Raw genomic sequence first — 14,908 nt, 5'->3', positions numbered from 1 at the left:
TCCACAGTAATTTTTACTGATCCCCGTCAAGCCTAATGCAGTGTTGTTCAAAGCATGTGGTTGTGAGGTTGGGTATCCGTCGTCGTAGTTGTCAGGAAATAACGTGAAATGCAGCGTTTTACCAAAGCAATCATTTGGTTTTCCTTAATATCAGTCACCTGCTGATAGAGCGCCGGGGCGATCGACACGAAAATACGTAATAACTGCGGATCGAAATGAGTGCCACTATCGTGCTCGAGTTCGGCGATGGCGTCGTGCACCGTCCACGATTCCTTATATGGACGTTTGGAGGTGAGCGCATCGAATACATCGGCAATGGCGAATATCCGCGCATTCAACGGGATTTCCTCGCCTTTGAGTCCCTCCGGATAACCGCTGCCATCATATTTCTCGTGGTGAAAATGAGCCACATCGCACGCTCCGCTGAGCCAGCTGGATTGCTTTAATATATCCACACCCAATGTGACATGCGTTTTCATGATCTCAAATTCCTGCGGGGTCAGCTTTCCCGGTTTCAGCAAAATGGGATCGCGGATTCCAATTTTGCCAACATCGTGCAGGAAGGCACCGGTGATCAGGTTAAGGATATTTTCATGACGCAATCCGATTTTTTCTCCCAACCGGAGCGCATAAAAGGTAACGCGGTAATTATGGCTGTTGGTATCGGAGTCGCGCTCTGCAATCGCGCAACCCATTACATTCATCAACTCCAGATTTCCGGTTAGAAGATCGGTGGAAAGCTTGGTGAGTTCCCGATTGAGCCTTAGCAAAATCGGATACATCAGCAGGGTGGTGAAAGTGATGCTGATGGTAATCAGTAACAGTGTGTGAAACAGTTCATCCTTGATCGAATTCAGAGTTTTCTGATCGACCTGGTAAATGCCTTCGAAATAACCGATCAAGGTATGCTGGGGCCCTTTGATCGGAACCAATATGACCAGTAGCAGTTCATCTTGAATGAAATGAAATTCCTGGAAAAAGTCACCGCGTTTGGGAAATTGGTGGCGATGACTGTTGATCCATTGCTCGGTCATTTTCTGCCCTTGACGGAATGCTTCGATTTTGAGTTGCTTGTTAACATCGTAGAGCTCAACCACGAGGAAATTGCGTTTAACCAATTGCTGGGCCAAAAGGGTCAGGTGTCGATGAGTTGAGTTGTCCAGTTGTTCCAAATCATAAGAGGATTCACCGCTGAGCACTGCGGATTCCTCCAGTGCAAGCGCATGCACGAATTGCTGAAAGCGCGAAATTTCAAGCCATAGAACGACGCCACCGATCGTGACGCAGAGAAACAACCATCCCAGAAACAAGCGTAGCAGGATTTTGCGCTGCACGAATTGGCTGATGGCAAGCGCTTCCTGTGAATCGGCCTTGACATCAATCAGGTTTGAGGTACTGTTTTTTGATTCGGTCATAGCTTGATTTCCTCGTTAGAAATCACATCGACATGTGAAGGCAGAAGAACACTGTATCAAGTCGAATATTAAAAGTACACGGTCAAATATTTTGTGAAGTGTGCGATGAGATTTTGCTTATGAAACTGCTAAAATTGCTTGAAACATGGTTTTCGATCATAGTTGGAGTATTGAAATGCGCGCTGTTTTTCTGGATTTTGGTTCTGTAACCCGCGGCGATATGGATTGTGCGGTGCTGGAGCGGGCGGTATCGCCGTGGCGGTATTATCATGATTCTTCCGAATCGGAAGTGCCGGAAAGAATTCGCGAAGCGGAGGTGATTGTCAGCAACAAGGTGTTTATCGGCCGTGCGGCGATCACTGCGGCGAAGAATTTGAAACTCATATGCGTAGCAGCAACAGGGTATAACAATGTTGATCTCGCAGCAGCCAGCAAGCGCAGTATTCCGGTGTGCAATGTGCGCGGCTACGCTACGCCTTCGGTGGTGCAGCATGTGTTCATGCTGATGCTGAATCTGGCGCGCCATTTTGTCGACTATCAGGCGTTGGTAAAACGTGGCGGTTGGCAGACAAGCCAGTTTTTTTGTCCGCTGGATTTCGGTATCCGGGAATTATCTGGGAAAACACTGGGAATCATCGGTTATGGTGAATTGGGTCATGCGGTGGCCGATGTGGCGCGAGCATTTGGCATGCAAGTACAAATTGCGGAGCACAAAAATAAATTGCCGCGTCCTGGCAGAACTTTATTTGATGCGGTATTACAGCAGGCGGATTTTATTACGCTGCATTGCCCCTTATCGCGGGAAACGCAGCACCTGATCAGCCGCAAGGAATTTGAGCTGATGCAACCTTCTGCGTATCTGATCAATACCGCGCGCGGTGGTCTGGTCAATGAAGCCGATTTATTGGAGAGCCTATCTTTGGGCCGAATTGCCGGTGCTGCGATCGATGTGATTCAGGAAGAGCCGCCGAGCAAGGATAATCCGGTCTTGCGGCAACAACCTGCCAATCTGATTGTCACGCCGCATATCGCCTGGGCCAGCCGGGAATCGAGACAGCGTTTGCTGGAATTATTGGCGGACAATATCAAAAATTTCTTCCAGCATAAATCTTTTAATCAAGTCACTGATACAGATAGCAAGATTGTTTAGAGCTCAGCTGGAAACTCACTATTCGATCTCGTTGCAAAGCAATCATTGAAACGAGTAAATTTGCACGCTTTCGCTCTCGTGGCTGCGTAAACTTACGCTTGCCTCCCGATAGTTTTCCTTCGCAGTCGCTTGGCGGTTTTTGATGCTTACTTGCTTTAGTGAGTTCCTTACGTCTGTCGGCTAATATCAGAATTTTCTGGTTTTTTGGCAAGAGGATTGAAAAACGATCATTTGAACATATTTTAGAAAATGTACAGGGAAATTATTCTGGTGGAATTGAATCGGAATAAAAGATAGGTACAAACTGCATTAGCATCATTAACTGAAAGAGAAAGCTTTTGTCCAAAACGTGTCTTATGCTCTTTCTTTTTAAACGCCATACCCTCGAAGGAGGAAATTATGCGACGCATATACTTTCTAGTTCCGGATATCACAACCACTAAAAAAATTGTCGAGGATTTGCTTCTGCAAAAAATTGAAGAGAAGCATATCCATGTAATTGCGAAACGTGGTACACCGCTTGAAGATTTGCCAGAAGCCAATCTATTGCAAAAAACCGATTTCATTCCTGCCGTGGAGCAAGGGGTCGCATTGGGCGGCGCGACAGGCTTGCTTGCCGGGTTGGTTGCAGTTGCATTGCCGCCAGCATCGACAGTCATTGCCGGGGGTGTTTTATTGGCAACCACTTTGGCGGGGGCAGGTGTAGGTTCATGGTTTGGTGGCATGGTGGGCATGAGTGTTGGCAATCGACAAATTAAAGAATTTGAGAATGCGATTGAGGCCGGTAAGCTATTGATTCTGGTCGATGTGCCGACTGACCGGGTGGCTGAAATTGAAGATCGGGTCAAACAACATTTGCCTCAGGTTGAAGTCGAGCAAACGGAACCCAGGGTGCCGTCATTTCCTTGATCATGTTTGGTTTGGCACCGGCTTTTTACTGAGTAATAAAGAGCCAGTGCCATTTAGGATCGGGTTTGCAAAAATCCAACCGAGCAGAGTGAAGGCCAAATGAGGGTGTGACACCCTAAAGAATAGGGAGACTTTTTCCCTAATTTGTTGATTAATTTGACAGTATGAATTGTTTTGCGTCGCGTGTGAAATATCTGGTTTGGCAATATCAGTAATACTGTGCTATAAGGTCGGCGCAAGATGTTGCCATTTTTACAATCCCTTTATCACGCTATTCGTTCGACGCTGGAGCAGCCATTTCCGATCGAATACACGCCATGTCACCACGAAATTGAGACTTTAGAGTACTTTAATCAATCGGATAAAGTTCTTTTTAGAGATTTATCAATAAAAATAAGCACCCAGAAACAAGTCATACTCTGTTTTACAAATCGTTGCGGTTCCAACTGGCTGGCTGAATTGCTTTATGCCACGGAATTGATGGGATTGGCGGATGAATTTTTCAATACAGAGCGCATTCAGGCAGATTGTGCTGAGTGCGGATTAAGTTCATTGGATGATTTCGTGCGCCATTTGCCCGGTAATCACAGCACGTTAAATAAAATTTTCGCTACCAAGCTTTCTTGGGATCAGTTGTATTTTTTATCCCGTGTAAAAGTGATACCCTGGATCATCCCCAATCCTCAATTCATTTATATCGTGCGGGATGATGTGGCCGCGCAAGCGCTTTCATTCCTGGTAGCTCAGCAGACAGGGCAATGGAAAAGTAATTGGAATAGTGGCTTGAATGGAAAAATAGAATTGGCAGACATAAGCAACGAACAAATCATCATGGCGATTTCCGAGATACTGTTTGCGCAGTCAAGATTTGAACTTTATTTTGAGATGCTTAAGTTGAATCCCTGCCGAATTCATTATGAAGATCTACTAGCAAAGCCTGAGTTCATCATTGCAAGAATACTTCAGTATCTGAAGATACCCGCCCCGAAAAAAATGGAAATTAATTCTGCCAAGCTACAGCTGGAAAAACAACGCGATGAGCAATCAGAAAAGCGGCTTGCCCGATTTCACCGTGAAACGGAAGACCGGTATAACTTTTTGCGCATGGGTTCGGCTGCGGGTTCTACTCATGAATCCGTGTCTTGATACTCAAGACATGTCTTCGTGTTTCTTATCAAAAGCAGCGCATTTTGAATCATTCATGTTGTTTGAGTCATCGCTATTATGGTGTGCGCGATTTCACGATGGGGTCACGGGTATGGATCGACGATGAACATTGTTCCCGAAATTCTGGCATTGCATGCCGACATGCGTCGTTGGCGCAGGCAGTTGCATCAATATCCGGAAGTCGCATTTGAAGAAACCGCAACCGGCCGGTTGATTGCCGAGCAACTGCGGAAAGTCGGCATCGAAGTGCATCTAGGCATGGCCAAAACCGGTGTTATCGGGATTCTGCGTCGTGGTAGCAGTAATAACAGCATTGCGTTGCGCGCCGATATGGATGCGCTATTTATCCAGGAGCAAAACCGGTTTGAGTACGCCTCACGCAATGGTGGGAAAATGCATGCCTGCGGTCATGACGGACATTGCGCCATGTTGCTCGGCGCTGCCCATTATCTCGCCAATCATGGTCGTTTTGAAGGTACGGTGTATTTTATTTTTCAACCGGCGGAAGAATGCCGTGCGGGTGCTCATCAAATGATCAGTGAAGGCCTGTTTGAACAATTTCCGGCGCAACGGGTTTTCGGCATGCATAATTTTCCGGATGTTCCAGTCGGGCATTTCGCGGTCAAAGCCGGCCCCATGATGGCCTCGTTTGACTGCTTCGAAATCAATCTCAGCGGTCAGGCCACGCATGCCGCGATGCCGCATTTGGGTAACGATGTGTTGGTCGTTGCGGCACATTTGGTCACCCAATTGCAAACCATTGTCAGCCGCCAGATTGATCCGGCCGAAGCTGCCGTAGTCAGCGTCACGCAAATTCACGGCGGCAACACCTGGAACGCGCTACCGGATTCGGCGATAGTACGGGGAACCTTTCGCAGTTTTAAAAACTCGGTGCGGGTGCAACTGGAACAAAGTATCAGTCATCTGTCTCAAAGTGTTGCCCAGGGTTTTAGGATTAATGCTGACATCCGTTTCAATCCCGAAAACCCCGGTTATCCGGTCACGATCAACACTCCTGATGAAACCACCAGTGCAATCCGCGCCGCTACTGCGGTTGCAGGCAAGGATTGCGTCAATACCGCGCCGATTCCCAGCATGGGCGCCGAGGACTTCGCCTTTATGCTGCAAGAAAAAGCGGGTTGCTATATCTGGATCGGGAATGGTAACTCGGCAGGCAACTGTCTGCTGCATAATCCCAACTACGATTTTAATGACGAGATTCTGCCGCTGGGTGCGGCGTATTGGGTTAAGCTGGTGGAGAATGAATTGGCGGGTTAGTTTTTTCTTGTGTTTCAAATTGATATTTAGTCAGCGTATGCTTTGTGTAACCAGGTAACGGTTACGCCTGACTCTGATCCGCGTTGTGGAATGTTTTTGGAATTCAAATGCCAAATTGCTGATCCACACATCGATAATAGCGTACACTATTATCGTGTACACAACATTAGAAAGAACATCACAGATGAAGAATATTACCTTGAGCGCAGACGATAAATTAATAGAAGCCGCACGAGCTCGCGCCCGCGCTGAACAGACCACGCTCAATGAGCAATTCCGCCGCTGGCTGGCCGATTATGTACAGCAGGAGCAAACAACCGAATCCGCAATTGCATTGATCGAAGAGCTGCGGGGACAAGTGAGAACCGGCGGCCGTAAATTCACGCGGGATGAAATGAATGAACGGTGAGTTTATCGATACTAATATTTTCATCTACTTGTTCGACGAAACCGATGATCGCAAACGTGCGATCGCGAACCAACTGATTCAGCAAGCATTGGAAACGCGCGGTGCTTGTATCAGTTATCAAGTTATCCAGGAAACACTCAATGTCGTAACGTGCAAACTGCCATCCCCGATGAGCGCCGAGAATGCGCAGCGCTTTCTGGAGCAAGTGCTGATTCCGTTGTGGCAAGTCATGCCCACTCCGACGCTTTATCAACGGAGTCTTGTGCTTCAGCAGCGCTACGGTTTTAGTTTTTACGATGCGTTGATCGTGTCGGCAGCGCTCGAATCTGGCTGCATCCGTTTATACACCGAAGATTTACAGCACAACCAGCAAATCGATGGACTGATGATTGTCAATCCATTTGAGGCTTGATATGGCTGAGTCTATAAAACCCAGTTTCAGGTTTTTCTAAGTTCCTTATTGGTAGCAACCCTCTATTCAATCAAAAATATTTCTTATTTTCTTGGGGTTAGTTCTAAATTCTATAACAGATAAATGATCCGGCAACACGACAAAGGCATCGATATGAAAGGGATGCCGTTGCGTGAGATTGACCGTGAAGAAGTTGGTTCCGCCTTTAACATCAGCGCGTCTGTATCGCATGGTTGTTCATTTCCTCGTTTTTGATACCCCAACATAATCGTTTATATTGGAGTTCTCGGACTCACCCCAGCCTGCCGGCCTCAGGAGCAGTTTGTTATGCGTTACCATTTCCGTGGGTCCGTTCTATAGCCGCTCTCTTTCACACGTCGAAGCTCGTTGAAGGTAGTTGGCAGCCTATTTAGGATCTCGTTTGAAGCCACCTGGAAGAAGGGCAATTCAAAGTTTAGTCTCATTCCTTCTTGCCAGTCATTCCAGGTATTCTTGCGAACCCGTTTGGCTTTCCGAAGAAATATCTGCTCATTGCAGAGGTCCATGTAGTTGTATATTTCATTTAGCGCTACGTTTTTCTCCGCGTCTGTCATTTCTATTCCAACTAGGGCTTTGTAGGGGATTCTCCTAGTAATCTCCCTATACTCCTTAGAGGTAGAGTCTTCGAATGTCGTCACTGCCTGCGTCGCAGTTCTCCACAGCTGAACCATTGCCACAGCAACACCGAATGTAGCTGCATACGGAGCTAAGAAGCTAAATTCCTTCAGAAACTCGATCATTTCTATGTGGCTCAATTTTATTCGCCTAACTAGAATTAGGCGCCCGAAATGACGCAATATAATACGCCATAAATGAAACTTAACATCAAAAACTGCATGCTATCTCCTTCTGTTTTATGAAAATGCACCAGTTTATATTTAAGGGTGGATTCAAGTTTGAAGTGCAATTTTGAATAACGCTTGTCATGTGAATCCGTAATGATCAGATTCGTCGGTAAATCTCGCGCCGATGGCCGATGCGGATAACGAGTACCGTTAATTTCTTGTCATGTATCTCGTACACGACACGATACGAACCAATTCGAATACGACGTAGCCCGGAATATTCACCTTTTAGTACTCCGCCAGCCGTAGGGCTAACCTTGAGTTGATCAATGGCGGCAATGATACGCAATCGATCTTCATGCGCAATGTTTTTTAACGATTTGAGTGCACTCTGCTTAATGCTGACGGAGTAGGTCATGCTTTACAGTTTCCCAATCCAGAATTGGATCCGCTGGATCGCGCAAGACTTCCACAGCGTGGGAAATGTCTTCAAAATCGTCGAGATAATATTCAACAGCTTGTCTGATTACGTCGGCGCGTGTTCGATGCAATTTTGTAGCTGCTTCATCCAGTGCTGCTACTAATTCATCCGGCAGTCTTGCAGAAATTTGACTCATTTCGAATTTTTACCCCGCTGTTATAATGTCGATGAGATGCATTGAATGTCATGATATATGAACTTTTGCTTTTTGTAATATAATTTTGGTGTTATGTAACGTTGCCGTTCGAATAATAGCTTGTAGGTTGGGTGAGCTTGCGAATCCCAACTTTTCACCGCTCACCATAATTGCTTTTATCGTTGCTATCAACGCCACTTCCCAATCATTTATGATGATGCCAGCCTTGATATACCGGCGAACGCTCGAGTAAAGCCATTCACTTGCCCGGTGGATGTATCCATGCTTTACCGGATTGTAATGAATGTAATCGACATGCCGCTCAAAATCATTTTCGTTACGAGTCAAATGCTCCCAATACCGATGCTGCCAAATTCCACGTTCGCCTTTGGAAATCCGGCTGGCGTTGCGGCGTTCGTTCATGGTGATATGACGCGAGAAACCCGATTTGATCAGCACCACCGGGTGGCAAAATCCGCATCGCCCAGCGGTAAAGTCCATATTGCATGCCAATGATCCGGCAACACGACGAAGGTATCGATGTGAAAAGGGTGCCGTTACTTCACCGTTTTGACCGTTTCGCGAAAAATTTCCACAGGATCCAATAACAAGCGCAGGTGACGTTGGGCAAGATTGACCGTGAAGAAATAGGTTCCGCCTTTTACATCAGCACGCCTGTATTGCATGGTTGTTCATTTCCTCATGCACGATGCCAATATTTATTGTTTATGTTGGGGTTCGCGGTCTCATCCCAATCTATCTGGACTTGTTAGAGCTTTCACCGAATAAATCGCCTTGAGATTCCGCAAGTTTCTTCGCGTACCGATATTTTTTCCCTTGGAGAGTTTCCATGACCACATCCCCATCAACCTTCTTGATTACTGTTGTAACCGCATACCCGGTGATTTTTATCTCCCCGACTTCATCAAGCTCTCGGTTTATGACCAGAACGCATTCGATGCTGGTACCGTGCTGAAAGGGGATGTTTTCCAGAAGAACGGAATCACGAAAAGAGGCATCCTGCATTTCAAAGCTAATCGGCTTTTCTTTGTACATTCCTTTCCATTTGTACCGCCCTTCCTTGAGCACGGGTGAGATAATTTCAATCACTGCATTTTCATCTTCTTCGGATCGGAGTTTGTTCGTGCTAAGAACGAACCGCGAAAAATCACTTTGAGACACAACAATCTCACCTGAGACTGGAAGATACCTTTCGTTCAAGGCGATAAAGCCAATCTTTTCGACTTTTCGGTATTTTTCAAGGTCTGCGTAGAAGTTCGATCTTCGCTTAATAATTTTCAGGCTTTTACCTACGGCACTGGCCGCTTTTTGAACCAACTCCTCACTTGGTTCGCTTTCTTTAAGTTCCCTCTTCAGCTTTTCGATTTGCAGCTTTTTCTCCTCGATACTTAGTTTATTTAACTCATTCTCCAAATCAGCGCTCTCTTTATCGAAAAGGGGCGCCGCAGTGACCACGAGTTGGGCGATCAATACAAGTAGTGTTAGGAGTTGAACATTCCGTCCTAGAAATTTCCAGATATCTCGAAATCCACCTTCGAGATAAGCCTCCGTGATCAGATGCGCATCAATATCGAGTAGTGCAGCGGATTCGAGAAATATCGCCAGCATCTCTGCTTCGCATTTGTTACGCACTAACGCATCAATAGCATGGTCTGATTCAGAGAAAAAATAGTAGTGCAGTTCGAGTCGATTTGCTAAATCCACAGCATGGTCTCCCTTGTTCTTCTGCTCTAACGAGAATTAGGCATCCGAAACGACGCAATCTAATGCGTCAAAAATCAAATTCATATTTGAAGTCATCATGCTAACCCCTCCCATCTTATAAAAAAGTATCACCTCGTTTTCCAATATGATACATGTCAACAAATTCATAAGTCGGTGAAAAAGGTTATTCTCAATCATTCACCCCAACTTCTGCATCAACTCCCTAATCCGCATCACCCGCTTATTCACATCTTCGATTTGCACCTGGATTTTCAAACGATCCGGGCCGGAGAGTGAGTATTCGCGGCTGCTTTGGATCAGTTGGATGATTTTTACCGGGTCGATCGGCGGATTGGGGATAAACTGGATTTGAATGCTTTCCGCGCTGGCGTCGATGCGGGTGATGCCGAGCGGTTTGGCGGCGATGCGCAGGCGGTGGCAGTCGAGCAATGCGCGCGCCGGATTGGGCAACAGGCCGAAACGGTCGATCAGTTCGCGTTGCATGTCGTCGAGTTGTTCGTCATCGCTGCAATTGGCCATGCGCTTGTATAGTACCAAGCGTTCGTGGATGTCGTGGCAATAATCGTCCGGCAGCAACGCCGGTACGTGCAGGTTTATTTCGGTGGCAACACCCAATGGGTGCTGCATATCGGGTTCCTTGCCTTGTTTTAAGGATTGGATGGCGGAATCCAGCATCGAGCTGTACAAGCTGAAGCCGATTTCCTGCATTTCGCCGCTTTGCGATTCGCTTAAGACTGCACCGGCACCGCGAATTTCCAGGTCGTGCATGGCGAGATAAAACCCGGAGCCGAGTTCTTCCATCGCCTGTATCGCTTCCAGGCGTTTCTTGGCTTGCGCGCCGAGCGCTTCTTCCGGGGGCGTCAGCAGGTAGGCATAGGCTTGATGGTGCGAGCGTCCGACCCGTCCGCGCAATTGATGCAGTTGTGCCAGGCCGAATTTATGTGCGTTGTTGATGAGGATGGTGTTGGCGCTCGGGATGTCGATGCCGGTTTCGATAATCGTGGTGCACAGCAGGATGTTGAAGCGCTGCTGGTAGAAATCGCGCATGACGTGTTCCAGTTCGCGTTCCGGCATTTGTCCGTGGGCGATGTTGATGCGTGCTTCGGGCAGCAGGCCAGTCAGTTTCTCCAGCATCAATTGAATCGTGCTGACTTCGTTGTGCAGGAAATAAATCTGTCCGCCGCGTTTGAGTTCGCGCAAACAGGCTTCGCGAATGATGCCCATCGAGAATCCGCTGACAAAGGTGCGGATGGCCAAGCGGCGCTGCGGCGCAGTGGCGATGATGGAGAAATCGCGCAACCCTTCCAGCGACATCGCCAACGTGCGCGGGATCGGTGTCGCGGTGAGTGTCAATACGTCGACTTCGGCGCGCAGTTTTTTCAGTTGTTCCTTTTGCCGCACGCCAAAACGGTGTTCCTCATCGATAATGACCAAGCCCAGATTCTTGAAATGTACATCTTTCTGAATCAATTTATGCGTGCCGATGATGATGTCGATTTCGCCCTTGGCCAGACCGGCAATTGCCTGGGTTTGTTCCTTGGCGGAGCGGAAGCGCGACAACTCAGCAATTTTGACCGGCCATTGATCGGCGATCAGACCGAAGCGGTCGGAGAAATTCTGGAAATGCTGTTCCGCAAGTAGCGTGGTGGGAACCAGAACCGCTACTTGTTTGCCATCGGCGACGGCAATGAACGCAGCACGCAACGCTACCTCGGTTTTGCCGAAACCCACATCGCCGCAGATCAGCCGGTCCATCGGCTTTCCCGATGTTAAATCTTCGATCACTGCTTTAATCGCGGCCGCTTGATCCGCTGTTTCCTCAAAACCGAATCCTTCCGCGAAAGCGTCGTAGTCGTGTTGCTTGAGTGTGAAGGTATGACCTTCGCGCGCGGCACGTTGCGCGTATAAGTTCAATAATTCCGCTGCGGTATCGCGCACCTGTTGCATCGCCTTGCGCTTGGCTTTGTCCCATTGGCCGCTGCCCAATTTATGCAGCGGCGCGGATTCGGGGGCAGCACCACTGTAGCGCCCGATCAGATACAGTTGTGAGACCGGTACATAGAGCTTGTCGCCCCCATCGTATTCCAGCGACAAAAATTCACTGAGTTCGCCAGGCTCGCCTTCGCCGACATCCATGCTGATCAAGCCGAGATAACGGCCAATGCCATGCTGCTCATGGACGACCGGATCGCCCGGCTTGATTTCCGATAAATCGCGCAGGATATTGTCGGTGGATGTGGTCTTGCGCGATTCGCGCTCGCGCCGTCCGTGGACATGCGTTGCATACAGTTCGCTTTCGGTGATGAAAGCCAACTGCGCGGATTCGTGTATAAAACCGCTGTGCAGTGATGACACACTGATCATGAAAGGCTGCGAGCTGTCTAGGAACTGGGCATAATCTTCACAATTGTGTGGGTGCAGATCGTACTGGTGTAGATACTCGGCAATGAGCTCGCGCCGTCCCATGCTTTCCGCCAGCAGCAGAACGCGACCGCCGGATTGGGAAAAATGAGCCAAAAATATAGCCAGTTTTTCCAATGGATTCTCGGCGTGCCGATTGACCTGAACCGAAGGCAGCGGGAGAGTGTTCTTGGGGGCGGTCAGTTTCGAGTCTTGCGCAGTGGACAAAATCTCAATGCGCGCATAGGGTTTTAACGTGCCGAAGAAGCTATCTCTGGATAGGAATAATTCCAGCGGCGGCAGCAACGGCCGATCCAAGTCGCCACGCAGTAATTGATAGCGTGATTGCGTATCGCGCCAGAATTCCTCGATTACCGGACGTACATCGTGATGCAGGCAAAGCAGGGTATTTTCTGGCAAATAATCAAATAGCGTAGCCGTCTGATCGAAAAACAAAGGTAAATAATACTCAATGCCTGCGGGTGTCAGGCCTTTGCTGATATCCTTGTAAATCTGTTTTTTTGATGGATCGCCCTCAAATTTATCGCGGAAATTACCCCGGAAGCAGGTGCGTCCCGCTTCGTCCAGGGGAAATTCCCGTGCGGGCAGCAGGCGTATTTCCTTGACCGGATAAATGCTGCGCTGCGTATCCACATCGAATGTGCGGATGGTGTCGATTTCTTTATCCATTAAATCGATACGGTAGGGCAACGGGCTGCCCATCGGGAACAAATCGATTAAACCGCCGCGCACGCTGTATTCTCCGGGCGAGAAAACTTGCGTGACGTGCGAGTAACCCGCCAATGTCAATTGACTGCGTAATCCCGTTACATCCAGCGTTTCGCCTTGCTTGAGGAAGAAAGTATGCGCAGCCAGATATTCGCGTGGCAGCATGCGATAGAGTGCCGTGGTCAGCGGCGCAATCAATACATCGCAGGCGCCGTGCATCACTTGATAAAGTGTTGCCAGCCGTTCTGAGACGAGATCATGATGCGGCGAGAAAACATCGTAAGGCAATGTTTCCCAATCCGGTAGCAAGTGCGTTCTTAATTCGGGAGCAAAGAATGGAATTTCTTCCAATAATCTTTGCGCATCCAGTGCATGAGCGGTAATGATCGTCACAGGCCTGGCCTGTTGCGCCACTTGCGCGAGAAACAGCGCATCGCTGGAACCATCGAGATCAGCATAACGGAATATGGTGCCGGATTTAGGTAAGGAGTGTGGGTGTTGCATTATTGACATGCTTGCCTTGCAGCGTTGGAAAATGAAAACCGGAAAGATGGATCGTGATCAAAATTTGTATATTATCCTAGAAAGAGGAGCAGAACGAAGCGGAATATAAGCTCATTCGATGAAAGGCGGGATAAATCGACAAAAAATGTCATTTCATTGTAATAAGTTGTAATGAAATGAGGAGCCCAGAGACATGCCATTTGTTTCGTGACAAACGTATCGGGTGAGTGAAACGATTAAGTTTGATACAGGCTATCGGAATCCTGGCATGGATTGGTTGTCTTAGTGGCTGGCTATACGATTTCCAGAATGGAAGGGTAACTATACTTCATTTCTGTTATCAGTTTCTGCAGTAGCGGATTGTTTAAAAAGGCGTAAATTTCCTTATTATTTATGATTTGAATTTATTCTAAATAGCGCTATGCTTAATTTTGTGCGTACCCTGAATAACGATATTTTATTTATTTTGTCAGACTGATCAAAGAAACAGCTTATAAAAGGATTTAACATGCGTGTCTTCATAAAATCAAACTTAAGGCAATTGGGAAAAGGATTTATCCTTTTTACATGCGGCATGGTTTCACTGATTTGTTTGACATCATCGGTTCTGGCGTACCGCATTGCGCCCACTGTATTAACTCCGGAAAATCAGCAGAGAATTGAATTGGCGGCGTGGAAGTATGCCATTGATACGCCGCTGTTGCTGGAAACCATAGACTGGTTTCGTGATGTGGCGAGAAATTCCCAGGAATCGGCTGCGCTGGCGGAGCTTGCCCGATTGAAATTTATGCGCGCTCAGCTCGAACTCGATAAACATCATCGAATACAGTTGTTTGAGCGCAGTATTGCAATGGCTGATCAGGCACTGATGTTGAATGTCAATGATGTGCGCGGGCTGTTCTGGAAGGCTGCGGCGATGGGAAAAATCGCTGAAGATAGCGGCATGCTCAATGCACTGAGAATGCTTCAGCCGATGCAGGATTTGCTTTTAAAAGTGGTCGAACTTGATGAAAGATATGAGAATGCCGGCGCTCATCGCGCATTGGGTCGTATTTACCATAAACTGCCAAGGTTTCCGATCAGCTTTGGTAGTAACCAAAAAGCGCTCGCACATCTCAAACGAGCCCACGAACTGTTTCCGCACGACATCATTACGCGCGCTTTTTATGCTGAATTGTTATATGACATCGGACGAAAGAATGAAGCGCGCAAGCATGCTGATTTTGTTCTGACAACCCCGATTGCGGAAGAAGATGCGCTGGAGTTTACCGAGTATGTGGATATCGCGCTGGAGGTGGTTAAGAAAACCGGCGGATCGAATATTAAGGTGGGAAATTATTAGATCATG

General features: G+C 47.7%; 16 protein-coding genes. 7 read left to right on the top strand and 9 right to left on the bottom strand.

Annotation, left to right across the window (positions count from 1 at the left end):
- Window positions 1–47: 47 nt before the first annotated feature.
- Window positions 48–1,415 carry an HD-GYP domain-containing protein gene (locus CPG39_RS07970; RefSeq protein WP_096292813.1) on the bottom strand — a complete coding sequence of 456 codons (1,368 nt, stop codon included), beginning with the start codon at window positions 1,413–1,415 and terminating at the stop codon, window positions 48–50.
- Between the two features lie 175 nt (window positions 1,416–1,590).
- Here CPG39_RS07970 and CPG39_RS07965 point away from each other — a divergent pair, with 175 nt between their 5' ends.
- From CPG39_RS07965 to CPG39_RS07940, 6 genes are all read left to right on the top strand, one after another.
- Window positions 1,591–2,565 (top strand): 2-hydroxyacid dehydrogenase, encoded by a 975-nt coding sequence (locus tag CPG39_RS07965; RefSeq protein WP_096292812.1) that lies wholly within the window; start codon window positions 1,591–1,593, stop codon window positions 2,563–2,565.
- A gap of 399 nt (window positions 2,566–2,964) precedes the next feature.
- Window positions 2,965–3,474: a DUF1269 domain-containing protein gene (locus CPG39_RS07960; protein ID WP_096292811.1), complete on the top strand. Its 510-nt coding sequence runs from the start codon at window positions 2,965–2,967 to the stop codon at window positions 3,472–3,474.
- Window positions 3,475–3,714: 240 nt separating this feature from the next.
- The gene (locus CPG39_RS07955; protein ID WP_096292810.1) at window positions 3,715–4,620 is read left to right on the top strand and encodes a Stf0 family sulfotransferase; all 906 of its coding nucleotides are present in this window, start codon (window positions 3,715–3,717) and stop codon (window positions 4,618–4,620) included.
- A 123-nt stretch (window positions 4,621–4,743) separates the two neighbouring features.
- Window positions 4,744–5,919 (top strand): M20 aminoacylase family protein, encoded by a 1,176-nt coding sequence (locus CPG39_RS07950; RefSeq protein WP_096292809.1) that lies wholly within the window; start codon window positions 4,744–4,746, stop codon window positions 5,917–5,919.
- Between the two features lie 184 nt (window positions 5,920–6,103).
- A complete protein-coding gene (locus CPG39_RS07945; RefSeq protein WP_096292808.1) occupies window positions 6,104–6,328 on the top strand; it encodes a hypothetical protein in 225 nt (74 codons plus the stop codon).
- The gene (locus CPG39_RS07940) at window positions 6,318–6,740 is read left to right on the top strand and encodes a PIN domain-containing protein (RefSeq protein ID WP_096292807.1); all 423 of its coding nucleotides are present in this window, start codon (window positions 6,318–6,320) and stop codon (window positions 6,738–6,740) included. The genes CPG39_RS07945 and CPG39_RS07940 overlap by 11 nt, the downstream gene beginning before the upstream one ends.
- 66 nt (window positions 6,741–6,806) lie before the next feature.
- On the opposite strand, the gene CPG39_RS14360 is transcribed toward CPG39_RS07940, so the two are convergent.
- The 8 genes from CPG39_RS14360 to mfd all read right to left on the bottom strand — a co-directional run bounded on the left by CPG39_RS14360 (window position 6,807) and on the right by mfd (window position 13,560).
- Window positions 6,807–6,971, bottom strand: a complete 165-nt coding sequence (locus tag CPG39_RS14360) for a hypothetical protein (protein WP_231990247.1) — start codon at window positions 6,969–6,971, stop codon at window positions 6,807–6,809.
- 101 nt (window positions 6,972–7,072) lie between these two features.
- Window positions 7,073–7,534, bottom strand: a complete 462-nt coding sequence (locus CPG39_RS07935) for a hypothetical protein (RefSeq protein ID WP_197702867.1) — start codon at window positions 7,532–7,534, stop codon at window positions 7,073–7,075.
- A gap of 187 nt (window positions 7,535–7,721) precedes the next feature.
- A complete protein-coding gene (locus CPG39_RS07930; protein WP_096292806.1) occupies window positions 7,722–7,982 on the bottom strand; it encodes a type II toxin-antitoxin system RelE family toxin in 261 nt (86 codons plus the stop codon).
- Window positions 7,960–8,181: a ribbon-helix-helix protein, CopG family gene (locus CPG39_RS07925; RefSeq protein ID WP_096292805.1), complete on the bottom strand. Its 222-nt coding sequence runs from the start codon at window positions 8,179–8,181 to the stop codon at window positions 7,960–7,962. Before CPG39_RS07925 ends, CPG39_RS07930 begins: the two co-directional genes overlap by 23 nt.
- 48 nt (window positions 8,182–8,229) lie before the next feature.
- On the bottom strand, window positions 8,230–8,682 hold the full coding sequence (locus CPG39_RS14755) for an REP-associated tyrosine transposase (RefSeq protein WP_231990246.1): 453 nt from the start codon (window positions 8,680–8,682) through the stop codon (window positions 8,230–8,232).
- A gap of 56 nt (window positions 8,683–8,738) precedes the next feature.
- A complete protein-coding gene (locus tag CPG39_RS14885) occupies window positions 8,739–8,867 on the bottom strand; it encodes a hypothetical protein (protein ID WP_269457594.1) in 129 nt (42 codons plus the stop codon).
- A gap of 70 nt (window positions 8,868–8,937) precedes the next feature.
- Window positions 8,938–9,906 (bottom strand): hypothetical protein, encoded by a 969-nt coding sequence (locus CPG39_RS07915; RefSeq protein ID WP_096292804.1) that lies wholly within the window; start codon window positions 9,904–9,906, stop codon window positions 8,938–8,940.
- Window positions 9,907–10,104: 198 nt separating this feature from the next.
- On the bottom strand, window positions 10,105–13,560 hold the full coding sequence (gene mfd / locus CPG39_RS07910; protein ID WP_231990245.1) for a transcription-repair coupling factor: 3,456 nt from the start codon (window positions 13,558–13,560) through the stop codon (window positions 10,105–10,107).
- Window positions 13,561–14,068: 508 nt separating this feature from the next.
- Here mfd and CPG39_RS07905 point away from each other — a divergent pair.
- The gene (locus CPG39_RS07905) at window positions 14,069–14,902 is read left to right on the top strand and encodes a TRAP transporter TatT component family protein (RefSeq protein ID WP_096292802.1); all 834 of its coding nucleotides are present in this window, start codon (window positions 14,069–14,071) and stop codon (window positions 14,900–14,902) included.
- Window positions 14,903–14,908: the final 6 nt, after the last annotated feature.

Origin of the sequence: Nitrosomonas ureae, assembly GCF_900206265.1 — a bacterium.
In the GTDB taxonomy this organism is placed as follows: Bacteria; Pseudomonadota; Gammaproteobacteria; order Burkholderiales; family Nitrosomonadaceae; genus Nitrosomonas; species Nitrosomonas ureae_C.
This window is presented reverse-complemented; position numbering and strand designations above follow the sequence as displayed.